The following is a 21,861-nucleotide window of genomic DNA, read 5'->3' as shown; positions in this document are numbered from 1 at the left end:
TACATAGAATTAAACTAATAACAAGTATTTTTTATACATAAATATTTTCGAAAATGGGGAATAAACGATGAAGTATTTTGATTACGCGGCTACCTGTCCATTGGAAACAGATGCAGCTGACGTGTATCTTAAAGCAGCAACAGGGTTCTATGGGAATGCAAATAGTCTCCATGATATTGGGGGTCTAGCTCTTTCATTGCTTGAAAACTCTCGTGAAAGCCTTGCACATTTATTAGGAGTGGACAAAAAGGGGCTGTTTTTCACTAGTGGCGGTTCAGAAAGTAATTTCTTAGCCCTTGAAGCACTTCTTTCTTCTAAGAAAAAGGCAGGAAGACATATAATTAGCAGTATCGCGGAGCATTCTTCCATCCAGGGTTCGCTAAAAAGGCTTGAAAAAGCGGGGTACAATGTCACCTATCTCCCATTTAACGATGATGGCCTAATACCCATTGACGAACTTATTCAATTGACCAGGCCGGATACTATTTTAATTGCGATACAGCACATCAATTCAGAAATAGGAACGATCCAGCCCATTGATTCTATTTTAAAAATTTGCGAAGAAAAAGATATCTTTTTTCATAGTGATTATGTACAGTCTTTTGGTAAGGTAGATATGAGGCATATAAATGCCCGCCTTAGCAGTTTTTCCTTTTCGGGACATAAAATATATGGTCCAAAGGGGACAGGGGGGTTATATATTAATCCAAGACTCCACTGGATTCCATTTTTCCCTGGGGGTACACATGAAAAAGGATTAAGGCCTGGCACTGTTAATGTACCTGGGGTTGCTGCCATGACTGCGGCTGCACAAAAAGCAGTTTCCCAAATAGAGGATAATATGAAAAAGTATTGGGATTTCCGAAGTATCTTTATTACTACTTTACAGCCTATCCGCTCATGGCTTCATATCCATGAAGCAGAAAAAGCGTGGCAATATCCAGGAATTATAGGGTTGAGGATTGAAGGAGTTGAAGGACAGTGGCTAATGCTTGAACTAAACCGGCTTGGCTTTGCTGTTTCTACGGGAAGCGCCTGCCAAACAGGTATGCAGTCTCCTTCCAACACTATGAACGCTCTTGGGCTTTCCAGCAAGGAAGCCAAAGAATTTTTTCGAATCTCTTTTGGCTATTTTACAACTTACGAGGAAGTAATAAGCCTTGGAGATTGTCTTGTAAATCTGGTACTTACATTAAAACAGTAAGATGAAACTTCAAACTGATGAAAAAGTTATGTTAGAATAAGAGCATAAAGGAAAAGTACAGGAGTGTAAAAATTTGATGGATCAAAAAAAATTGCTCGGAGAAGAAAGAAGAACCTTGCTTCTGGAGTTGCTAAAGAATAGCCATTATCCAATTACCGGAAGTGAACTTGCCTCAAGAACGAATGTCAGCAGACAGGTAATAGTAGGAGATATTACTTTGCTTAAAGCGAAAAACGAACCAATTATCGCAACAAGCCAGGGGTATATCTACTTAAAACAGGGAAATCCTGCACCAATATTTGAACGGACGATTGCGTGCTGCCATTCTCCAGAAAAGACAGAAACAGAGCTTTTCCTTCTCGTTGACCAAGGAGTGACCGTGAAGGATGTCAAGATTGAACATCCTGTTTACGGTGATTTAACAGCCTCTATCATGGTATCCAGCCGCCAAGAGGTAAAACAATTTATCGAAAAAGTGAAAAGTACTAAAGCTTCACTTCTTTCAGCTCTTACTGAGGGAGTCCATCTCCATACCATATCAGCTAACTCTGAAGCTGTTCTTGACAATGCGGAACAGGCATTATTGGATGCAGGATTTCTTATTCAGGAACCAAGCTAAAAGACCCGAAAAACGGGTCTTTTAGTTTTTTTAGATTAAAAACGAAGGGTATGTACCTAGGACATTAATATGACAGCCGAGTGCTTCCAGCTCAGATATTGCCCCGGGAATCAAAACATCGTCCATCTTCATTTCTAAATCTATGATAAAGAAGTAATTGCCAATGCCGGTTTTCATCGGCCTTGACTCAATTTTTGATAAATTGACCTTACGCCAGGCAAAGGCAGACAACACTTGATGCAAAGCCCCAGCCTGATTGGATGGCAAGGTCACCATCATCTTTGTTTTAAAACCAGAAAAGGCCACATTCAACCCAGGGAAATCGATTTTTTCATTCGACAGGACGACAAAGCTTGTATGGTTGTATTCATAATCGTGAATATCCCTAGCGACGATCTCAAGTCCATATTCTGTGGCAGCTAACTCATTTGCAATCGCAGCAATCCCGCTTTCCTTATGCTCTTTCACTATTCTCGCCGCTTCAGCCGTCGATGCGGCACTCTCAAGGACCACTCCATTAAAGCGTTTATGAAGGAATTTGTGGCATTGGGCTATGGCGTGGGAATGGCTGCAGATTCGTTTCACCTGCGTCCAATTTTCCTTATTAACTGGATGGACCATGAGATGCTGTTTGATTGGCAGAGTAACCTCTGCCACAATCGGTATATCCATCTCATGGATTAGATAATCGAGTGTAATGTTAACAGAACCTTCAATCGCATTTTCAAGCGGGACTACGGCGACTTCAACTTCCCTCTCAGAAACAGCATCCAGGCAATCCGGTATTGAAAAGTAAGGCTGGACATCATCTTCTGAAAATAAGCTGCGTACTGCCATTTCAGTAAAGGTCGCCTTCGGACCTAAATAACCAATTTTCATAATTTCCCCCTAAAAACAGGGCTGTGACCAGCCGCAAATCAGAACAAATTGTTCTTATGCACCTGTTCCCAGCACCTCTACTTTTTCAACGAATTCAAGCCTCTTCAATTTTACCAGGAGATCATCTATTTCCATGACCATTCCTGCTGTATTTAAGGAAAGAGTTACGTTCGCTCTCCCCTGTAACGGAATCGTTTGATGAATGGTTAAAACATTACAGCCTGAGGATGCCACAACACTCAGCAGTTCAGAAAGTGTACCAGATCGGTCTTCAAGGTAGAAAAAGAGCGTAATCAGCCTCTCTTTCGTAACCGTTGAAAAAGGAAAAACAGTATCACGGTATTTATAGAAGGCACTTCTGCTTAAATCCACAATATGAACAGCTTCCCAAACAGAATCAGCCTTTCCCCGTTCAATCATTTCCTTTACTTCAAGTGTTTTTTTCATTGCCTCGGGCAAAACGTCTTCCCTAACTAAATAAAATTTCTTATCGAATTTATTCGTTCTCATCTCTCACACCTCGTCACCAGAAGGTTACTCGATAAATTCGAATTCAAAGTCCAACAGCTTTACGATATCCCCGTCTTTAGCACCGCGCTGCCTTAAGGCATCATCCACACCCATCCCGCGAAGCTGGCGTGCAAAGCGTTTGATTGATTCTTCTCTCTTGAAATCAGTCATCTTAAAGAGCTTCTCTATTTTTTCCCCAGATACAACAAATGAACTATCTGGATCTCTTGTAATTTTAAAAGCTTCCGGTTCTGCTTCATGCTTGTAAAGAACTCGATGTACGCCAGTATCTTCTTCTTCCTCTTCATGTTCAAGCGGGAATTCAGGCGTTTCTTCGATTTTATCAGCAACTGTATAAAGAAGTTCTCTCAGTCCCTGTCTGGTTACAGCTGATATCTCGAAAATCGGATAGTCTTCTGTCAGCTTTTCTTTGAAAGTTTTTAAATTTTCTTCAGCTTCCGGGATGTCCATTTTATTGGCGACAATAATTTGTGGACGCTCCGTTAACCGTAAATTGTACTCTTTCAATTCCTTATTGATTGTTAGGAAATCTTCATATGGATCCCGGCCATCCACAGCGGCCATATCAATGACATGGACAATGACTCTTGTCCGTTCAATATGACGGAGGAATTGGTGCGCCAAGCCCGACGCCCTGATGGGCCCCTTCGATTAAACCTGGCAGGTCAGCCATTACAAAACTTCTGCCATCTTCTGTTTCAACCATCCCGAGATTCGGAACAATAGTGGTGAAATGGTATTCCGCAATTTTGGGCTTGGCAGATGAAACTACAGATAACAGTGTTGATTTCCCGACACTTGGAAAACCTACCAGACCTACGTCGGCAAGAAGCTTTAATTCTAAAATGACTTCTCGCTCCTGCCCTGGCTCACCATTCTCAGATAGTTCTGGAGCAGGATTTGTTGGAGTAGCAAAACGGCTATTTCCACGACCGCCGCGTCCCCCTCTTGCGATAACGGCCCGCTGTCCGTGTTCTACAAGGTCCGCAATGACTTCTTTCGTTAGTTCATCCATTACTACGGTGCCAGGTGGCACTTTTACAATCATATCCTTGGAATTTCTTCCATGCATATTTTTTGACATTCCATGTTCGCCCCGTGGTGCTTTAAAATGGCGCTGATAACGGAAATCCATCAGTGTCCGCAGACCTTCTTCAACTTCGAATACTACATCGGCTCCACTGCCGCCGTCTCCGCCTGCCGGGCCTCCATTAGGGACGTATTTTTCACGGCGGAATGCTACCATTCCATTCCCGCCGTCTCCACCTTTAACATAAATTTTGACTCGATCGACAAACATTTTTCGTCCTCCCGTCTGCATTCTGCAGCTTTAACTGATGTTGCGACGAGAATCGCAGCTACTATGCCATAGGCATAAAAACTTCCAGAGCAAGTTCATTTTCAGAGAATTGCCTAATAATCAGTTCCATCTCAGTTTGATTTGAACCTGCCAGGAATTGTTCTATCAGTTTTATTTTTTTTATTATTCCTCTAAAGTCGAAAAAGAATCGGGCTCCGTTAGAAAGCTTTTCAATACTTATTGATAAATGATTATCCTGAAATGGTTCAACCGAATCATTCAGACACGCAAAAAAGGATTCAGTCCAATATGTAAGCTGGGATTCATTTATGGAGAGGGACTCTCCTTCATCCAGAACTTCATATTCAAGCTGGAATTGATGTTGATCCCAGTTTGCTCTCAATACTAAAGAAGCAAACTGCGGAAGCTTCAAATTCGAAAGCTTTGTTTCCTGCTGTGTTTCAATAACAATTTGTTCAATGATTTCTTTTACCCGTTCTATTCTATTTAAGTCCAGATTGCCTTTTATTAATTGAATTTTATTCAGCCAATCATGACGAGAGTGCCTGAGCACCTCTATGATATCCCATTCTTTTTCCATACCTGCACTCCTACATTAAGTGTCAGAAAACCGCTTGCTGTAAGTATATCAAAAAAGCAACTATGCGTAAGCAAATTTATGTTTTAAATGAAAATAATGACATTCTCTTGAGGCAATATGAGGAGAAGCAAGCCCAGATAGAAAGAATACTATATAAAAATGCATTTAGAATTTATGGATAAAAATACACTAAGCCAAAAAGAAAACTCTAACCCAAACAGGTTAGAGTTCTTTGTGTTTGTTTAAGCTTCTTGAGCTACTGGATAAACGCTCACTTTTTTGCGGTCACGACCCATACGCTCGAATTTAACGATGCCGTCAACTTTCGCGAATAGAGTGTCGTCTCCACCGCGGCCAACGTTTTCACCTGGGTAGATTTTAGTACCGCGCTGACGGTAAAGGATAGAACCACCAGAAACGAATTGACCGTCTGCACGCTTAGCACCAAGGCGCTTAGAGATAGAGTCACGTCCGTTTTTAGTAGAACCTACTCCCTTTTTAGATGCAAACAACTGAAGATCTAATTTTAATAACATTTATTCCACCTCCTGCTTTTTGAAGGTAATTTTTATGTGCTTTCCGTATTCTTCTTCAATCGTCCGTAATGAAACGACCATACCTTCGAGAAGAAGCTGGATTTTCTCATAAATGTCTTCAGGAAGATTTTCCGGAACGACACAGCGGAGAAAACCATCCTCCCGATGTTCAATCTCAGGAGTGATACCTGTCAGTGCGTGTACCGCATTAATTGTACCAACGGATACAGAGGATACACCTGCACAGACAATATCCTTTCCACGATTAGCAAAAAAGGCATGCCCGCTTATTGAAAACGATTGAATAGCATCGGACCCATTACGATTAACAGTAATATTAATCATCAATTACCAAACCTTACGCGTTGATTGCTTCGATAACAACTTTTGTGTAAGGCTGACGATGACCTTGCTTCTTGCGATAATTTTTCTTTGCTTTGTACTTGAAAACAATGATCTTCTTTTGACGACCTTGTTTTTCAACTTTAGCAGTAACAGTAGCGCCATCAACTAATGGGCTTCCTACTTTTACATTATCTCCGCCAACGAAAAGAACTTTATCAAAAGTAACTGTTTCGCCTTCTGCAACGTTAAGCTTTTCGATGTAGATAGCTTGACCAGCTTCTACCTTCACTTGCTTGCCGCCTGTTTCAATAATTGCGTACATGAACTGCACCTCCTTATAAACTCAGACTCGCCATCCACAGGCGCTTTGCTTAGCAAAAACTTATTACCTGTTCTGTGCGGTTGTAGCACGGGTGCTACAAACATAACATTAAAATCCTATCATATTTTAAATGATAGTGTCAATAGAATTCTTCTGCTTTTTGGCCGATCTCACTATTAGTCCCGAACTGCTTGAGAATATAGTATGAATGGCAAGACGGCTGTATCGAAAAATACAGCTTTAATCCGAGCTTTTCTTCCAAAAGGAATTGGTGCTCTTGACCCGCTCCCGCAAATAATTTCCTTACTTCGTCGGTCGTTTCAATAAGCACTGCTTCGTAATCCGAAAACCTGTGTTCCCACAGCTCCCGCTCCAAACGAAAAACGATACTTTCCGCACTTAACATCCGGCCTGTCCCTTCGCAGCATGAGCATTTTTCTGTTAAAGCTTCAGATAGGCTGGCTCTCGTTTTCTTTCTTGTGAGCTGTAAAATTCCAAGCGGGGTAAAACCGACCAATTTTGTCTGTTTTTCGTCCTTAGCCAGCGCCTCTTTTACTTTCCCAAGGACAGCTAACCTGTCCCTTTCTTCCTTCATATCAATAAAATCGACGAGAACGATGCCGCCAATGTCGCGCAGGCGCAGCTGACGAACAATTTCTTCCGCAGCCAACAGGTTTGTTTTAAACACCGTGTCGCGCAGCTGGGTTTTGCCTGAAAATTTGCCAGTATTCACATCAATAACAGTCAGGGCTTCTGCTTCATCAAAAATAAGGTATGACCCATTTTCAAGCCAGACAACCCTTTTCAATGCTTTATCAATTTCGTGTTCAATCCTGTGCGCTGAGAAAATATTTTCCTTTCCATTATAAAAAAAAATATGAAAATCCCTCAAATGTCCCTTTAGCCTTTGTTCAAGCTCATGCTTTAAATTCAGATCGTCCGCAATGATTTCTCCAGACTTCATTTTACTGATATCATCCAAAATCATTTCCATGAACGTATCTTTTTGGGTCAGCAGGGCAGCTTTGTTCACGCCGGAAGCTGTCATGGATATTTGTTTGAATTGATCCCGCAGACTGTCAAGTTCATCTTTTATTTCTGCTTCAGATAAATTCTCAGCAGAAGTACGGAAAATAAGGCCTTCATTTTTTTCTTTTAGGTTTGACCCCAGTTCCTTGATACGCTCTCGCTGCATTGCATCTTCAATTTTTTTAGAGACGGCACAATACCTTCCTTCGGGCATATAGACAAGATGGGTCCCTGAAAACTCGAGGATGCCTGTCACGCGTGGCCCTTTTGTTTCTGACGCATCCTTTTCCACCTGAACGAGTATTCTTTCTCCCTGGCGGACAAATGCAGAAACATTTTTAGCCTCTTTGTTTACATCATTTGACGCAACAAAAGAGGCGAGCTTGTTTAGGGGCAGAAAAGCGTTTTTTTCCTCCCCGATATCAATAAATACAGCACTCATTCCTGGAAGTACCTTATTCACGATTCCAAGATAAATATTCCCTATTAACGAACGCTGCTCCGGCTGGTCAATGATTATTTTTACAACGGCCTTTTCACCGACTAGAGCATACCGTTTTTCTCTTGAAGCGTAATTAATTATTAATTTTTGCAATGCTTGATCCCTACTTTTTTTCTTAATAAAGCCATTATACATGAAGGAAAATCGTTCAGTAAGTGTAGAAGAGATCACCCATTTTTTCCATTACTCTTTTTTCGGTAAAATAAGCATGCAGCAGCTCATTTTCATCCACAATTCTTTTTTCCGACCCATTTCCTTCAATATGCACTGGATGCTTATAGCCTCGCTGAAAACGTGCCAGAACCTCTAAAAGCAATTCCTCTTGACGTGCCCTTAGAGGCTTCAGCAAACGGAAGCTATCTCTTTTCCCATAATAACGTTCCAGTAAAAAACGAATAAACACATAATGCCGCTGTTTCCATTCATGGTAAAGTGAAAAATATAAAAATCCTGCTACAATCCATATATTCAAATTTAGAGGTTCAGTAAACAAGATATACATGGAAAAAGCCGTTAAGAAGATAACTGAAACTCTCAATGCCCATTGGTGGGCATCTGAAAAGGGTTTTTTTAATGACAAAATGAGAAATACCAGTTTTCCCCCATCAAGAGGCCAGACGGGAAAAAGGTTAAAAATTAATATCATCAAGTTATATCTGATAAATAACGTGTAAATTTGCTCAGGAATATATGAAAACGAAAATAGAAGATACGCTGCCCCGAGCATCCATGCATGCTGGAGTGGACCAGCAAGCACCACAATGGCTTCTTCCTTTAATGGGCGATTTCCGTGTTCATCCATTTCTGCCACTCCACCAAAAGGAAGCAGTGAAATCCTTTTTATTCTCCATGAAAAAAAGAAGCGGCAGCCGCATGCCCCATTTCATGGACGAAAATAATCCCCAGAAGCATGCACAATTCCATAAAGCGTGCAGTCGCTATGGCACAGGCCACGACAATCCAGAGCAGGGGATGTATACGGATATTAAGGATTAGGTCCTTTATCTTATTCAAAGCGAATCACCTGGATAGGGTCAATAAAGTCTTCACCCTTTTTAATTGCAAAATAAAATTCACCCTTGGACTTGTCCTTGCTATTTGAAGAAACAACTCCTACTTCCTTGCCCTTTTCAATAAACTCATACAGGCTAACCTTAATATCATCTAAATTTCCATACCATGACTCAGTTTTATCTGCATGCTGGATAATTACCGTTTTTCCTAAGCCTTCCTTCAAGCCAGCAAAAAGGACGGTTCCCTCATTCATGGCCTTAACAGTTTCCCCTTTTTCTGTTTCTAGCATGATACCTTTTCCATTTTTCTCAAATTTATCAAGCACTTTCCCTGTTGCTGGCAGGGCATACTCCTGATCAAGTTGTGATTTTTGATCTTTCTCTTTTTTTTCTGAAAGCGGGAGAGGGCCAGCGGTTTACCGAATTTCTTTTCATACCAATCCGAAACGGCAGCAAATTGAAAGTCTTGATTCATCGACTTTTGCACTGCCCCCCTCAAAGGTTCGAACGTAGAGGAATGATTGCGAAATAGGATTGCCACCAAGAGGAACATGCAAACAGCAGCCAATATTTTAAATAAAAATACTTCCTTTTGGAATAATGGGTGGCTCTCTTCGCTTTTTCCACCCTCAAAAGAAGTTATTTGGCTAAATCCATATTTCTCCTCATCCGCAGTCCAATTTATTCTGCTTCGCCGACCTTTTCAATTCTTTCTCTCTGTTTCTTCCTTTTTGCTATTCTTCTGCGGATATCATCTGATTTTGACCGCACTACTCCCACCAGCCCTCATACCTTTTTAATTAAGTTTATGAGTTGTCCAAATGGAGTATGACAGAGGAGAGGAAAGAAAAAACGGGCAAGCCTTCTTGAGGCCTGCCCGCTTTTTAAACTTTTCCGAATTACTTAACGCCAAAAAACCTTTTTATTTTTGTAAACATCCCTTTGCCGCTATCCTCTAATGGCTGAAGCGGAATCGACTCTCCTAGAATACGTCTCGCGATATTGCGATAGGAGATAGATGCTTTGCTGGTTGGATTTAACGCGATTGGCTCTCCATGATTGGATGCCTTGATTACTTCATCATCGTCCGCGACAATGCCAATCAAATCGATTGACAGGTGGGTTGTAATCTCATCGACGTCAAGCATATCCCCGTTTTTCATCATATGGTTGCGAATTCTGTTAATGATTAATTTTGGCGGTTCAATATTCTCTTCCTTTTCAAGCAATCCGATAATGCGGTCTGCGTCTCTTACAGCTGACACCTCTGGAGTTGTTACAACGATCGCCTTGTCAGCACCAGCAACAGCGTTCTTATAACCCTGTTCTATTCCAGCCGGGCAATCAATGACAATATAATCATAATCCTGCTTTAATTGGTCAATCAGCTTTTTCATCTGTTCCGGTGTCACGGCTGATTTATCTGTTGTCTGTGCAGCCGGGAGCAAATATAATAAATCTTCAAATCGCTTATCTTTTACAAGTGCCTGATGGATTTTGCATCTGCCTTCGACGACATCAACCAAATCATAAATTATTCGGTTTTCTAATCCCATGACAACGTCCAGGTTTCGAAGGCCTATATCTGTATCTACTAAACAGACCTTTTTTCCCTGAAGGGCCAATGCTGTTCCTAAATTAGCAGAAGTCGTCGTTTTCCCGACGCCGCCCTTACCGGATGTTATTACGATTGCTTCTCCCACGCTAACGTCCCCCTTCTAATCTAGTTAAAGACGGTCTAAGGTGGCTTAAACCTTGTAATCTATCAACCACAATCTGACCGTTTTGATCTATGTAGGCACATTCCATTTCGTGACTTTCTTCAGCACTTGTATGGTCAGGAGCCCTATTCAGGCAATCACTGATCCGCAGCTGTGCTGGCTTCATGCTTGATGCAGCAATGACAGCCTGGTCATTTCCAGTGCACCCTGCATGTGCGATCCCCTTTAAAGCACCCATTATAAAAATATTTCCTCCAGCCATCACAGTCCCGCCTGGGTTAACATCTCCTATTAGCAGGAGGTCTCCAGGCACCTCAAGAATTTGGCCAGAACGAATCATTCTTGCAACTGTTATGATTTCATCCTTTTCCTTCAGCTGCTCGGCCTCTTCCCTTGTGAGCACATTTGATTCAATTGAATCAACCACAAGATTTTTCTTTTGCCGAATGAGAGTTTTCAACTCTTCCTTTTGAGCCTCAGTAAGGTACCGGTTGCCTATCTGGACACGCACAGGCATTAATTGCCTTTCATCCTGAGTACGGGAATTCACAGAAAGCTTGGCCTCAAGCTCCCTTTTTAACTCCTGGTAAGAACAGCAATCATCAAGATGAAGTGTTAAGCCATCTTTTGTTCCTTTTATTGTTACATTTTGCCGTTTTTTCATGAAGATCATTCACCTCAATTAAGAAAAGCGAAAAGCATGATGGCTCTTGGAGCCTATGCACTTCTGCTGGACAATTCGTCTTTTGATACGCTTTTTATAGCTTATCAGAATTTATATCCATAAATTCTGATAAGCATAAGAACTAGGCATTCAAATCATATCAATAAAAAGAATTCGACAGAAAACGTCCAATCTCCTTTTTTACATGTAGAATCCGCGCAAACAATTATTCGCTGCCAAGCTCTTCAGACAGTTTTTCAAAATGCCGTTTCAACGGGTAGGCTGCAACTATAATAAAAGCGAGATTCAAAAGCAAAGTAGGATAAAAACGCATTTGGATAAAATTAACAAAACTTAAATCGGTCACATGAATAAGCAAATTCATTTCATAAACGCCTATTTCAACAAAGGCTATTGAGATCAGAGTGATCATGGATGCAATAAAAATGTTCGCATGGAGTATCCTCATCATTTTTGCGACAAAATAGGCTGCAACAGGAAACATAAATAAATAAATTCCGATAATCTCCGTGTAAACCACATCAAACAGCAGTCCAAACACGATGCCATAAATGATTCCATGTTTTCTGCTGCCAAATATGCTTAAAAACAAGATGGCAGACAGGAGGAAATGCGGCACTAGGATCATCGGCCTTCCAAAGGCTTCTGAAGGCATATACTGTACAAAAAGGCTTTCAAAAATAAAAAAGAAACCAAACAAAAGAGGGAGAAGGAGCTTTCTCACGGGGTCTCCTCCTTTGTTGTGTCCAGATAATCTCCTGCCTCAGGAACCCTCATCGCCCGCTTGATTACCATTACATTTTCAATATCGTAAAAGTTTGCTCCAGGTTTTACATATGCTGTCTGGTTCAGCCCATATTGATCCGGTTTAACATCTACAACTTTCCCAATCAACAGCCCTTGTGGAAAAATCCCACCAAGGCCCGATGTAATAACGATTTGACCTTTTTTTATTTTTGCATCCGAAGGAATTCTTTTTACCATCAGCCTCTTATCTTTATCATATCCATCAACCAGACCGAAAGCACTTTTCTTTCCCTGAATAATGGCTGAAATCTGGTTTTTCGGATCCATCGCACTTAACAGCTGAATGGTTGAGCTGAATTGATTTACATGCTTAACTTTCCCGAGCAGGCTGCCATTTGATCCGATAACAGCCATGTTTTGCTTGATGCCATTTGTTTTGCCTTTATCAATGATAATCATTTCATGCCAGCGATCAGGGTTTCTGCCAATTACCGTAGCTTGTATGGGTTTAAAATCTCTCAGTGTTTGCTTTTTATCAAGAATGACACGGAGCTCCTTATTATCCTTTTCAAGGATTTGCACCTGTTTTTCCAGGGTTACAAGGTCTTCTACACGTGTTTTTAGTTCTTTATTTTCATGATATGTATTTTGTAAATCCTCGAGATTTTGAAAAAAGCCTGCGACAAAATGGGCAGGCTTTGAAACAAGGTTCTGTACAAAGCCGGTTGTATCCTTAACGAATTTTTCCTGCGATGTAAGTTCAGAACGCTCCCTTAAAGAAAACCCAATCAATGCCACGAGAATAATAATGCTGACAAGCAAAACAATCAGGCGTTTATTCAGAAAGAATTGTGGCATGATTTACACCTCTATTATTCGACATTTAACGAGAATCTCTCGCTTTATTTTTAAACAAATGAATATGGTCAAGCGCTTTTCCCGTTCCGATTGCCACGCAATCAAGCGGATTTTCCGCAATTAACACCGGCATTCTTGTTTCTTCAGCAATCACCTTGTCCAAATTCCTGAGGAGAGCCCCTCCGCCAGTCAAGACAATTCCTCTGTCCATAATGTCGGCAGCCAACTCAGGTGGAGTCTTTTCAAGTGTATTTTTCACTGCATCCACAATTGAATATACGGTATCATGCAGGGCAACCGCAATTTCTTTTGCCGTAATTTCAATTGTTTTTGGAAGTCCAGTCAACAGGTCACGTCCCCGGATTTCCATATTATCTATTCCTTCCGAATCACCTGCAGAGCCAACTTCCATTTTAATTGTTTCTGCTGTCCTGTCACCAATCATTAAATTATAATTTTTTCGAATAAAGTGAATGATGGCTTCGTCCATTTCATCTCCGGCAATTCGGATCGATTGGCTTGTGACAATGCCCCCGAGTGAAATAATCGCCACTTCAGTCGTTCCTCCGCCAATATCAACCACCATGCTTCCTGTTGGTTCCCAAACTGGAAGATTTGCACCAATAGCCGCAGCAAACGGCTCTTCAATCGGATAAGCATCCCTGCCCCAGCCTGTCTTGTAGCATCGATTACTGCTCTTTCTTCAACTGCAGTAATCCCTGAAGGTACACAAACCATTACATATGGTTTCCGCGCAAAAACGCCCTTGCTCTTCGAAGCCTCTTGGATATAATATTTCATCATTGTTGCTGTCGTTTCATAATCAGCAATGACTCCATCCTTCATCGGCCTTAAAGCCACGACATTCCCCGGTGTACGCCCGATCATATTTTTCGCGTCGTTCCCGACTGCAACAATATTTTTTGTGTCAGTTTGCAGTGCCACAACTGATGGCTCCCTGACAACAATGCCTTTTCCTTTTACATAGACAAGGGTATTGGCAGTCCCCAAGTCAATACCCAGATCTCTTGTCCCAATTCCAAACATACTTGTATCTCCCTTTCTGACACGAAATGCACTCTTTAGCGATAAGGTTTAATAATATGAAGGCAAATGCCCGCATATGGAAATTTCACTTAGGTTTAACAATTAAAAATGCCCTTTAGGCTTATCATTTCCACGAAAAAGCATAAACAATATTATATCGTAACATCAAATAAAATCATAGGTCATAAGTAACCTTTTTCTTTAAGGCTGACAAATTTATTTTCACCGATGATTAAATGGTCAAGAAGTTCAATCCCAATTATTTTTCCGCACTCTGCAAGCCTTTTTGTTACTTCAATATCCTCTTTGCTTGGCGCGGGATCGCCAGAAGGATGATTATGGATACAAATAATGGAAGCAGCTGACCTCCTGAATGCCTCTTTAAAAACTTCCCTAGGGTGCACAATTGATGCATTAAGGCTGCCGATAAAGATTGTCTGCTTATGAAGCACCTGATTTTTAGTATTTAAATAAAGGCAGACAAAATGCTCCTGTGATAGAAATCTCATATCATTCATGACATATTTTGCCCCATCTTCTGGAGAACGGATGACATACCGGTCATTATATGAGAGGTTAGCGACCCTTCTGCCAATCTCGACGGCAGCCAGAAGCTGAATTGCCTTTGCTGTTCCAATTCCCTTGATTGCGGTTATTTCTTCCAGTGTTGCCGCTTTTAAAAGCCGGAAGCCCTCAAATTGGGAAAGAAGGCGGTTTGATAGCTGAAGCACCGATTCATCCTTCGTTCCGGTCCGCAGCAGCAATGCGATCAATTCATGATTGGACAGGCTTGAGGCGCCATGCTGGATAAAACGTTCCCGCGGCCTTTCGTCCTGAGGAAAATCTCGAATCATGAGTGTTTCTGTGTTCATTCATTTTCCCTCCCTAATATGGGAGTTAATGAAGTTGAAAAATTAATAAGGCAGCGTGTAACCGGCCTTTTTAATTCACGGATGGTCCTTGAAACAGGGAGTCCTACCACCGCAAAATAATCACCGGAAATTTCTCTAACGAGCATGCTTCCGAGTCCCTGGATGCCGTACCCTCCGGCTTTGTCGAACGGTTCTCCACTCTGCACATACCAGTTTATTTCCTCATCGGATAACTCCCAAAACATGACTTCAGTTTTTTCAAAAAAAGTAGTGGAAATATTTGAAGATAAAATTGCCACTCCGGTGTAGACGTAATGTTTCCTTCCAGACAAAAGCTTCAGCATTTCAATTGCATGTGTTTCGTTCTCCGGCTTCCCAAGGATTTCTCCGTCAACAGAAACGACCGTATCAGAACCAATTACATATGCTGCAGTGTTATCTTTGTAAACAGCAGCCGCTTTCCGATATGCAAGTTCCTGGACTACATCCACAGGCGGCAGGCCGGGCTCGAAGCTTTCATCTACATCACTGCTGGAGGTAACAAAATTAAGTCGGAGGTTTTCTAGAAGCTCTTTTCGCCGTGGGGAAGAAGAGGCTAAAATGAGGTCCTGCATGAAATCACCTTACCTTTTTTCTTCGTATTAGGGAGATACAAATTAATGGTATCAGACTTTTAAGCTGCAAACAATTTATATACGTTAAAGTTTGAAAATATTTGTCGGATTATACCGAAATGCTGATTCCAGATTAAAAAATAGGTTTTCGGATCGAAAAAAAGCCTGCCCTTTTTGGACAGACTTTCATTTCCCGGAAAATAATCGAATGATGAAGGGAGTTGTCGAAATTAAAGTGAGTTGTATAGCGACAAAAAATTAAGCAGACTTTGCTGTGCTGCAATTGCAGTTTTGATATTACCATTTTTTTGATAGTCTTTCATTTTATCCGATGCTTTTTCAAGTTCATTTCTTAATTGTGCTATTTTTTCATTCTTTAAATCCAATTCCTTCAATGTCTTGATTTCCTTTTGAATTCCCGTAAGATTTGATGGCCGTGTCTTTTGAGAGAGAATGATCTGTAATGGCAGCCGTGGATGATGCTGAAAGCCCATTGAAAAGAGAAATTGCTTTTTCAAAAAACGACTTTTCTTCTCCGGAGATCTTTTTAAGTTCCTTTTCCGCAACGCTAAACGGTTTGGCGTAGACTGTGAATCCTAGAGTCTGATAGGTACTGCCTAGTTTTTTTGCATTATCAAGGCTGTCAGCGGCTCCTAAAAATAAGTATGCTTTTCCATTTATTTCTGTCACCTGTGCCGAGACCCCTTTTTCCTCTGCTGATGCTGCTACTCCCAATGCGGATTGCTTTGTTGAATAAACCCCCTCCTGAATAATGTAGGTTGTAAGCGGGCCTATAGTTGAGGATGAGGCTTTTTCAGTTGGATCCTGCTGAACTGGCTTTGTGATTGTCTCCACTACGTTTCCAGGTGCTGGCCCTGCCTTATCCGTAATGACGAGCTTTAACATAACAATCCCGAAACTTGTCCCTAGTAGAACAGCAAAAAGTGCAGCGAAGAAAACAGATTTCATGAGCCCTTTATTCTTGCCGCCAGCTGTAAGAAGTGTCTTGACAGGCTTGCTTTTATTCTCTTTTTTTCGGTATTTATTTTTTTGTATTCCCCAATTTCGTTATCCGTGATTTCAGGCAAAATCCACTCAAAGCTATCTTCTGCTAATTCTTCTGTTGCGGCTACTTGTGAAAAGTCAGATTCCTCAATTATGTTTTCTTCATCATGTCTTATTATTAGAGGCTTTGCAGGCTGTTTTGTTACTTGATAATTTTGTTCATTGCCACTTAATTTAATCGTAATGGTTCTGGATTTATCCTGCTTGTCCACATGTTTTCCTCCCTTCCCGCTTCGTCCAATTTGTTCCATCCTATCATATAGGCAAAAAAAAATAACAAGACTTTTGTCGTCCTGTTATCGAATGATTTCGCCATATTATTAGTTATTTTGCGTTTCCTCATTATCCGATGGAGAAATATCTGCAAAATTGCTCAGCGGATTGCGTTTATTCGCAGGTGCTGGAGTTTCAAGCTTTGGAAGCTGATTTTGAAGGTCCTTTAAATCTGGCATATAAAAGGCTGAAATAGTGAGGGTATAAATCAACGGCTCTTCTTCCTGTCCAAGGCTGGTAATTTCCTTGCCGCCTGTAAAATCAATTTTCTCCACTACCGAAATCCGCTTTTGGCTTTCGAGCGTGGAAATGAATTTTTCCAGGTCTTGATAGCTCGGTGATTCGACACTCAAATTAACAGTTACTTTTTGGACTCCCGGCGGCAAGGCAGCCTGGGCATTTGGGTCAGAAGGGGTAGCTGCTGTCTGTGTATTTGAGCTGCCCTGTGTTTGTTGTGTATTTGTCGCAGTTGCTGTTGAAGTATTTGTATTTCCAGCGGTTGTGCTTGAAGCAGTTCCATTCGCAGGAGCGGCCTGCTGGTCTGCTGGCACTGTTTGAGTTTGTTCTTTTGTGAAAGCCATGCTTTTAATCGAACTATTGGAAACAACTTCAGCTTTTTCAAGGTCAAGAATCAACTGCTGAACCATGGGCTTGACGGGGAGTTTTTCCTGCAGCTCCGTCGTGCTTTCAACTGTGCTGTTTTTAACGCCGGCTTTCTTCTGTTGAACGACACTCAACAGCTGCTGTTCTGTTTTTAATGACTGCTCCTTCTGCTGCAGCTCGGTATTCAGTGGCTGAACAAAAAGAAATTGAGCAATGGCCACAAAGGCGATTAACAAGAGCGTTAATGCAGTTATGGTCAGCTTTTCCTTTTTGGAGAATTGAAGTTTCATGATCCAGACACTCCTTCCCCTGCAACAGCCTCGTCATTTTCCACAGTGCCATTTTTCCTGGCCATTTCCTTGTTTAACTTTATTTCAAATTGTCCCATATAACGTGGCATATAATCGTTATTTGTAGAAGCAGAGGTGTAAGGACTGCTGCTAAGAGCTGTATTTTCCTGGGTGCTATCCTGCTCCTGCGCTAGTAAAGAGCTTAATTCCGCATCATCAATCCATTCATCTCTATTCAATCGGTCAAGAAAATACGCAGCTTCCCTGCTGGTATCAAATTGTACAGTCAAGGTAAGCGTACCAGTTTCATCATAACTAAAGGATTGAATAAAACCCCTTTCTGGAAGAAGCGCAGTCAAATGCCTCATCACCGGAACAGATAGGATGGAATACTTTTCAGCCCAATCGATTGATGACTCAAGATTTTTAACAGAGTCTGTTGACTCAAAAGCAATTACAGATTTTTGTTCTCTTGTGGCAATTTGCTGAGTCTGGGCAGTCATCCTGCTGATGGAATCTATTTGATTATTTAATGAGTGCATTCTCCAATAAAAGAAGCTGGCTGCTAAAAAACATAAAGCAAGAAAAATGCCGGCAATGACTATTAAGGTCGATTTTCCCCGTTCTTTTCTTGGCAGCAGGTTAATTTCTACAAGCATTATTCCACCTCTTTTAATGCAAGGCCCAATGCCAGCAAATGTGTTGCAGGTACAACTTTATTTTTTGTATTTGTAACAGTCTCTATATTTAATGTCTGGACTGGCACTTCGAATCTCTCATTTATTTCCTTGTAGATTAAGAGCAGCAATGGATGATCTCCGCTTAAAAGAATCTTTGAAATTTCTTTCGAGCCGTTATGAAGAGAATACTTGTAAAAATCCATCAGCTTGATCATTTCTTTGTATATATCATCTAGCTGAAACTGAAGTTCCGTAGATTCTCCCGTATACCTATACTCATGATGTCCGGTCCTGTCGCGTTTAATTTCCCACTTTTCCAGGTCGAAGTCCAATGGAAAATGGCGCATAAATTGCGGAATCTGATTCTCAAAAACACTCATGGTCACACTGGTTAGAGTAAACTGTATATTAAATAACCGTTCATCTCTGTTCCCCTGATCGAGGGTATGATACAGCCTGTATAGTGCCAGAGGGGAGATATCTGCGGAAACGGGATTAAGCTTGAGACCTGATAATAAATCTGCCAGCTCCATAACGTATTTTTCCGGGGAAGCAAACAAGAGTATTTCCTTCTGAGACCCTTCGCTTGGCAATTGGTAAATATCAAAAACGGGGTCTTCAAAAGGCAAATGAATACTTGAGCCCAGTTCCAGGTAGAGATAGCTTTTTAGTTCATCTTCCTCCACATCTGCAGGTACGGCAACTTTACGGATGATTACAAGAGGATCTGGAACGGTAAACCGGACACTTCTTTTATTTAGCTTCCAATCCTCCAGGCATTCCTCCAGAATATTTTCAAGGGACTCAAAATCAATAATTCTCCCTTCAGAAATTATTCCTGGTGGCAAGAAACGTTCGCCCCATTTTTGTGCGACAGGGGGATTAGTTTGTTTCAGATCTAAATAACGGATGGAATGGTCATTCAATATTAAATTGACCGTACGGTTTTTTCGTACTGATAGGGAAAAAGACATACAACTACCCCTTAATTAGAATCCTGTTGATAAAAAATGAAGATAAATATTGATAATTTGATCTCCAAAGAAATAGGCAGTCAAAGTGCCTGCTCCGATAAAAGCGCCGAATGGGATTGGTTCCCTTCTTTTGACCAGTTTTAACAGCAGTGCAAACACTCCAAAAAGCGCTCCAAAAAGTGTGGAGAGAAAGAAAGACAAGAAAAACAGCTTCGTGCCCAATACAAATCCGATTAAAGCGAATAATTTTACATCCCCTCCGCCCATACCACCTTTGCTGACGAAGGAAATAGCTAAAAGAACCAAAAAGCCGATAATAGCTCCCAAAATGGAATCCCACCAGGGAGAAAGCTGCGCAAACAATCCGTTCAAATAAAAAAATCCCTGCAAACACGATCAAAATTTTATCAGGGATGATCATATAATGGATATCCGAAACGAAGATTATCATAAGAAGTGAAATCAATGCCCAAGCAACAAATAGCTCACTTGTGAAGCCAAGAACTATGGGCGCCATAACAAACAAAAGTCCTGTTATCAGCTCCGTTAAAGGATAAATGGGAGAAATCCGCGACTTACAGCCGCGGCATTTCCCCCCTTGAATGCAATATGATAGTACGGGTATTAACTCCCAGGCTCTTAATTGATGTCCGCATGTCGGGCAAGATGAGCGTGGTTTAACTATAGATTTCTTTAAAGGTACCCTGAGACCTACTACGTTGAAGAAGGAGCCTAAAACTATTCCATAAAAAAATACTAAAATATTAATCATTAATGAGTTGCGTCAGTAAGCTGCTGTTCAGTCGCTGATGTAGCACCTGTTGTTGTGTTAGCAATAGGTATAGCAGGATGACTTCCTCCAAGTGCATACGTAATTTTCCCACTTACAGAATCAACAGTTAATATTACTGAAAATGTATTTGACTTAACATGATCCAAAAATGGGTCTAATTGTGTCTTAGATAAAGTTTGCGCTGTAGTAACATTATTGTTTGCTACATACATTTTAGCAGCACTGATAATTTGTAGACCTTCTTGTACAGTTGCTTTATCGTTTGATTTACTAATCACATTCCCAATTGCAGGAATTGCAATAGCAGCAATAATCCCTAAAATAACAATTACCGCTAATAATTCAATAAGAGTAAAGCCCTTTTGTTCTTTTAATTTCATTTTCAACCTATTAACCAATTCTCCCACTCTCCTATAGTCCTTTTTGCCTATTTATAATTACTTTTTATTATACAACATGTGTTATGACATAGAAACTAGTTTTTTTCTAAAATTTTACTTTTATTGTCACTTTTTTATATATTTTGATAGATTTATTCTGAAATTAATATTTTTTGTCAAATTGATTGAACATATCGAACATCGGTACCATTATGGATGTCACGATTGTTCCTACTAGGCACGCCAATACGACAATCATGATGGGCTCAATTAAAGATTTCAGGCGGTCCGTCCCTGTATCGACTTCCTTTTCATAAAAGTCTGCTATTTTTGTCAACAGAGAATCGAGTGCACCTGATTCTTCCCCTATCGAAATCATTTGTGTAACAAGAGGCGGAAAGGCCCAGTGCTCCTTCATAGGCTCCGTCATTGACCTGCCTTCTCCAGAGAATCTCGCGATTGGCGTATTACTCTAGCAATCACTTCATTCTCAACCACATTTTCGACAATCGACATCGCCTGCAGAATTGGAACGGAACTTGAGAACAATGAGCTAAGCGTCCTAGTCATTCTTGCTAGAACCGCCTTCTGCATCATCTTCCCGAAAATAGGCATCCTAAGCAGCATGTAATCCAAATAATATTTGGTATTTTTATTCTTGCGCATATAGATTACTAGAATAAAAATAGATATTATTAACAGCGCAACCAGCCACCAAAAACGCTGCATAAAGCCGCTCGCATTCAAAACAAACTGGGTGATGGCCGGAAGCTCGCCTCCAAGATCAGCAAACATATTTACAAAGGTAGGTACCACGGTGACCAGCAAAAATATCACAACCGCGATAGCGATAATAGCAATTACAAGCGGATAGGTAAGTGCAGAAACGATTTTTTGTCGGGTGTGATGCTGCTTTTCGAAATGTTCGGCTAACCGCTCGAGCGTTTCCTCCATATTCCCTCCGACTTCACCTGCTCTGACCATATTAATAAACATAGATGAAAAGATTTTATTATGCTTTTTCGCTGCCTCTGAAAGCGGATTACCTTCCCTCAGCTCCTGCTCTACATCTAATAATGCCTTTTTTAGAGGCTTGCTGTCAGTTTGTGCCGCCAAAATGGCGGTTGCATCAACGACGGTAACTCCTGCTTTAAGCAGAGTAGCAAATTGCCGTAAATAAACAACAAAATGTTCCAGCTTAACCGGATTCCCAATAGAAATATCCTTGTTCATCAGTGTTTCGGGAACTTCCGTTATTTCGATTACACGAATTCCGTCTTCTTTTAACTTTAAAAGTGCTTCACGTTTTGATCCGGAGCTAAGAGTGCCCTGCCTCTTCCCTTTTCGGTCACGCCCGACGTATTTAAACCGCGCCATA

The 21,861-nt window shown here is 41.0% G+C and carries 25 protein-coding genes, 4 pseudogenes and 1 other annotated feature; of the genes and pseudogenes, 2 read left to right on the top strand and 27 right to left on the bottom strand.

Annotated features, from left to right (window positions below; genetic code table 11):
• Positions 1 to 67 precede the first annotated feature (67 nt).
• Together RCG23_RS18335 and RCG23_RS18330 are read left to right on the top strand one after the other, a co-directional pair.
• Positions 68 to 1,204, top strand: a complete 1,137-nt coding sequence (locus tag RCG23_RS18335) for an IscS subfamily cysteine desulfurase (RefSeq protein ID WP_308176847.1) — start codon at positions 68 to 70, stop codon at positions 1,202 to 1,204.
• A gap of 76 nt (positions 1,205 to 1,280) precedes the next feature.
• The gene (locus RCG23_RS18330) at positions 1,281 to 1,823 is read left to right on the top strand and encodes a transcription repressor NadR (RefSeq protein WP_374049861.1); all 543 of its coding nucleotides are present in this window, start codon (positions 1,281 to 1,283) and stop codon (positions 1,821 to 1,823) included.
• 30 nt (positions 1,824 to 1,853) lie between these two features.
• On the opposite strand, the gene pheA is transcribed toward RCG23_RS18330, so the two are convergent.
• The 27 genes and pseudogenes from pheA to RCG23_RS18195 all read right to left on the bottom strand — a co-directional run bounded on the left by pheA (position 1,854) and on the right by RCG23_RS18195 (position 21,860).
• Complete coding sequence (gene pheA, locus RCG23_RS18325; RefSeq protein WP_308176845.1) at positions 1,854 to 2,702, bottom strand: prephenate dehydratase; 849 nt, start codon at positions 2,700 to 2,702, stop codon at positions 1,854 to 1,856.
• Between the two features lie 54 nt (positions 2,703 to 2,756).
• Complete coding sequence (locus tag RCG23_RS18320; RefSeq protein ID WP_308176844.1) at positions 2,757 to 3,212, bottom strand: ACT domain-containing protein; 456 nt, start codon at positions 3,210 to 3,212, stop codon at positions 2,757 to 2,759.
• Positions 3,213 to 3,236: 24 nt separating this feature from the next.
• Positions 3,237 to 4,533 (bottom strand): annotated as a pseudogene (gene obgE, locus RCG23_RS18315) (GTPase ObgE).
• Positions 4,534 to 4,594: 61 nt separating this feature from the next.
• A complete protein-coding gene (locus RCG23_RS18310; RefSeq protein WP_308176843.1) occupies positions 4,595 to 5,134 on the bottom strand; it encodes a Spo0B C-terminal domain-containing protein in 540 nt (179 codons plus the stop codon).
• Between the two features lie 242 nt (positions 5,135 to 5,376).
• Positions 5,377 to 5,670 carry a 50S ribosomal protein L27 gene (rpmA, locus tag RCG23_RS18305; RefSeq protein WP_308176842.1) on the bottom strand — a complete coding sequence of 98 codons (294 nt, stop codon included), beginning with the start codon at positions 5,668 to 5,670 and terminating at the stop codon, positions 5,377 to 5,379.
• A complete protein-coding gene (locus RCG23_RS18300; RefSeq protein ID WP_308176841.1) occupies positions 5,671 to 6,015 on the bottom strand; it encodes a ribosomal-processing cysteine protease Prp in 345 nt (114 codons plus the stop codon).
• A gap of 13 nt (positions 6,016 to 6,028) precedes the next feature.
• Positions 6,029 to 6,337, bottom strand: coding sequence for a 50S ribosomal protein L21 (gene rplU, locus RCG23_RS18295; RefSeq protein ID WP_308176840.1), 309 nt, complete (start codon positions 6,335 to 6,337; stop codon positions 6,029 to 6,031).
• A gap of 13 nt (positions 6,338 to 6,350) precedes the next feature.
• Positions 6,351 to 6,429: a sequence feature (ribosomal protein L21 leader region), on the bottom strand.
• 47 nt (positions 6,430 to 6,476) lie between these two features.
• On the bottom strand, positions 6,477 to 7,961 hold the full coding sequence (locus RCG23_RS18290; RefSeq protein WP_308176839.1) for an Rne/Rng family ribonuclease: 1,485 nt from the start codon (positions 7,959 to 7,961) through the stop codon (positions 6,477 to 6,479).
• Positions 7,962 to 8,016: 55 nt separating this feature from the next.
• On the bottom strand, positions 8,017 to 8,670 hold the full coding sequence (locus RCG23_RS18285; RefSeq protein WP_308176838.1) for a site-2 protease family protein: 654 nt from the start codon (positions 8,668 to 8,670) through the stop codon (positions 8,017 to 8,019).
• Between the two features lie 38 nt (positions 8,671 to 8,708).
• Positions 8,709 to 8,882 (bottom strand): hypothetical protein, encoded by a 174-nt coding sequence (locus RCG23_RS18280; protein ID WP_308176837.1) that lies wholly within the window; start codon positions 8,880 to 8,882, stop codon positions 8,709 to 8,711.
• A complete protein-coding gene (locus RCG23_RS18275; RefSeq protein WP_308176836.1) occupies positions 8,875 to 9,207 on the bottom strand; it encodes a peptidoglycan DD-metalloendopeptidase family protein in 333 nt (110 codons plus the stop codon). Before RCG23_RS18275 ends, RCG23_RS18280 begins: the two co-directional genes overlap by 8 nt.
• 573 nt (positions 9,208 to 9,780) lie before the next feature.
• Positions 9,781 to 10,584 (bottom strand): septum site-determining protein MinD, encoded by an 804-nt coding sequence (minD, locus tag RCG23_RS18270; RefSeq protein WP_308176835.1) that lies wholly within the window; start codon positions 10,582 to 10,584, stop codon positions 9,781 to 9,783.
• A gap of 1 nt (position 10,585) precedes the next feature.
• Positions 10,586 to 11,266, bottom strand: a complete 681-nt coding sequence (gene minC / locus RCG23_RS18265) for a septum site-determining protein MinC (RefSeq protein WP_308176834.1) — start codon at positions 11,264 to 11,266, stop codon at positions 10,586 to 10,588.
• A gap of 226 nt (positions 11,267 to 11,492) precedes the next feature.
• On the bottom strand, positions 11,493 to 12,011 hold the full coding sequence (mreD, locus tag RCG23_RS18260; protein ID WP_308176833.1) for a rod shape-determining protein MreD: 519 nt from the start codon (positions 12,009 to 12,011) through the stop codon (positions 11,493 to 11,495).
• On the bottom strand, positions 12,008 to 12,892 hold the full coding sequence (mreC, locus tag RCG23_RS18255; RefSeq protein ID WP_308176832.1) for a rod shape-determining protein MreC: 885 nt from the start codon (positions 12,890 to 12,892) through the stop codon (positions 12,008 to 12,010). Before mreC ends, mreD begins: the two co-directional genes overlap by 4 nt.
• Before the next feature lie 25 nt (positions 12,893 to 12,917).
• Positions 12,918 to 13,939: pseudogene (locus RCG23_RS18250) on the bottom strand (rod shape-determining protein).
• A 182-nt stretch (positions 13,940 to 14,121) separates the two neighbouring features.
• On the bottom strand, positions 14,122 to 14,811 hold the full coding sequence (gene radC / locus RCG23_RS18245; protein ID WP_308176831.1) for a RadC family protein: 690 nt from the start codon (positions 14,809 to 14,811) through the stop codon (positions 14,122 to 14,124).
• The gene (locus RCG23_RS18240) at positions 14,808 to 15,425 is read right to left on the bottom strand and encodes a Maf family protein (protein ID WP_308176830.1); all 618 of its coding nucleotides are present in this window, start codon (positions 15,423 to 15,425) and stop codon (positions 14,808 to 14,810) included. Before RCG23_RS18240 ends, radC begins: the two co-directional genes overlap by 4 nt.
• A gap of 230 nt (positions 15,426 to 15,655) precedes the next feature.
• Positions 15,656 to 15,820: a hypothetical protein gene (locus RCG23_RS18235; protein ID WP_308176829.1), complete on the bottom strand. Its 165-nt coding sequence runs from the start codon at positions 15,818 to 15,820 to the stop codon at positions 15,656 to 15,658.
• The gene (locus RCG23_RS18230) at positions 15,795 to 16,394 is read right to left on the bottom strand and encodes a hypothetical protein (protein ID WP_308176828.1); all 600 of its coding nucleotides are present in this window, start codon (positions 16,392 to 16,394) and stop codon (positions 15,795 to 15,797) included. Before RCG23_RS18230 ends, RCG23_RS18235 begins: the two co-directional genes overlap by 26 nt.
• Positions 16,391 to 16,702, bottom strand: coding sequence for a hypothetical protein (locus RCG23_RS18225; protein ID WP_308176827.1), 312 nt, complete (start codon positions 16,700 to 16,702; stop codon positions 16,391 to 16,393). Before RCG23_RS18225 ends, RCG23_RS18230 begins: the two co-directional genes overlap by 4 nt.
• Positions 16,703 to 16,810: 108 nt before the next feature.
• On the bottom strand, positions 16,811 to 17,656 hold the full coding sequence (locus RCG23_RS18220) for a hypothetical protein (RefSeq protein ID WP_308176826.1): 846 nt from the start codon (positions 17,654 to 17,656) through the stop codon (positions 16,811 to 16,813).
• A complete protein-coding gene (locus RCG23_RS18215; protein ID WP_308176825.1) occupies positions 17,653 to 18,315 on the bottom strand; it encodes a PilN domain-containing protein in 663 nt (220 codons plus the stop codon). The genes RCG23_RS18220 and RCG23_RS18215 overlap by 4 nt, the downstream gene beginning before the upstream one ends.
• A complete protein-coding gene (pilM, locus tag RCG23_RS18210; protein ID WP_308176824.1) occupies positions 18,315 to 19,310 on the bottom strand; it encodes a type IV pilus biogenesis protein PilM in 996 nt (331 codons plus the stop codon). The genes RCG23_RS18215 and pilM overlap by 1 nt, the downstream gene beginning before the upstream one ends.
• Positions 19,311 to 19,325: 15 nt before the next feature.
• Positions 19,326 to 20,082, bottom strand: a pseudogene (locus tag RCG23_RS18205) (A24 family peptidase).
• Positions 20,082 to 20,501: a prepilin-type N-terminal cleavage/methylation domain-containing protein gene (locus tag RCG23_RS18200; protein WP_308176823.1), complete on the bottom strand. Its 420-nt coding sequence runs from the start codon at positions 20,499 to 20,501 to the stop codon at positions 20,082 to 20,084. The pseudogene RCG23_RS18205 and the gene RCG23_RS18200 overlap by 1 nt, the downstream one beginning before the upstream one ends.
• 145 nt (positions 20,502 to 20,646) lie before the next feature.
• Positions 20,647 to 21,860: pseudogene (locus RCG23_RS18195) on the bottom strand (type II secretion system F family protein).
• Position 21,861: the final 1 nt, after the last annotated feature.

Source organism: Neobacillus sp. PS3-34 (assembly GCF_030915465.1).
Taxonomy (GTDB): Bacteria; Bacillota; Bacilli; order Bacillales; family Cytobacillaceae; genus Neobacillus_A.
The sequence above is the reverse complement of the archived record's forward strand: the minus strand, read 5'-3'. Positions and strand labels throughout refer to the sequence as shown.

Bases quoted from the DNA above. Each gene is read 5' to 3' on its own strand.
- RCG23_RS18320 (WP_308176844.1), bottom strand. From the start codon at position 3,212: ATGAGAACGAATAAATTCGATAAGAAATTTTATTTAGTTAGGGAAGAC.
- RCG23_RS18215 (WP_308176825.1), bottom strand. From the start codon at position 18,315: ATGCTTGTAGAAATTAACCTGCTGCCAAGAAAAGAACGGGGAAAATCG.
- RCG23_RS18240 (WP_308176830.1), bottom strand. From the start codon at position 15,425: ATGCAGGACCTCATTTTAGCCTCTTCTTCCCCACGGCGAAAAGAGCTT.
- rpmA (WP_308176842.1), bottom strand. From the start codon at position 5,670: ATGTTATTAAAATTAGATCTTCAGTTGTTTGCATCTAAAAAGGGAGTA.
- pilM (WP_308176824.1), bottom strand. From the start codon at position 19,310: ATGTCTTTTTCCCTATCAGTACGAAAAAACCGTACGGTCAATTTAATA.
- RCG23_RS18330 (WP_374049861.1), top strand. From the start codon at position 1,281: ATGGATCAAAAAAAATTGCTCGGAGAAGAAAGAAGAACCTTGCTTCTG.
- RCG23_RS18230 (WP_308176828.1), bottom strand. From the start codon at position 16,394: ATGAAATCTGTTTTCTTCGCTGCACTTTTTGCTGTTCTACTAGGGACA.
- minC (WP_308176834.1), bottom strand. From the start codon at position 11,266: ATGAAAAAACGGCAAAATGTAACAATAAAAGGAACAAAAGATGGCTTA.
- pheA (WP_308176845.1), bottom strand. From the start codon at position 2,702: ATGAAAATTGGTTATTTAGGTCCGAAGGCGACCTTTACTGAAATGGCA.
- RCG23_RS18220 (WP_308176826.1), bottom strand. From the start codon at position 17,656: ATGAAACTTCAATTCTCCAAAAAGGAAAAGCTGACCATAACTGCATTA.
- RCG23_RS18300 (WP_308176841.1), bottom strand. From the start codon at position 6,015: ATGATTAATATTACTGTTAATCGTAATGGGTCCGATGCTATTCAATCG.
- rplU (WP_308176840.1), bottom strand. From the start codon at position 6,337: ATGTACGCAATTATTGAAACAGGCGGCAAGCAAGTGAAGGTAGAAGCT.
- RCG23_RS18335 (WP_308176847.1), top strand. From the start codon at position 68: ATGAAGTATTTTGATTACGCGGCTACCTGTCCATTGGAAACAGATGCA.
- radC (WP_308176831.1), bottom strand. From the start codon at position 14,811: ATGAACACAGAAACACTCATGATTCGAGATTTTCCTCAGGACGAAAGG.
- RCG23_RS18285 (WP_308176838.1), bottom strand. From the start codon at position 8,670: ATGGATGAACACGGAAATCGCCCATTAAAGGAAGAAGCCATTGTGGTG.
- RCG23_RS18310 (WP_308176843.1), bottom strand. From the start codon at position 5,134: ATGGAAAAAGAATGGGATATCATAGAGGTGCTCAGGCACTCTCGTCAT.
- mreC (WP_308176832.1), bottom strand. From the start codon at position 12,892: ATGCCACAATTCTTTCTGAATAAACGCCTGATTGTTTTGCTTGTCAGC.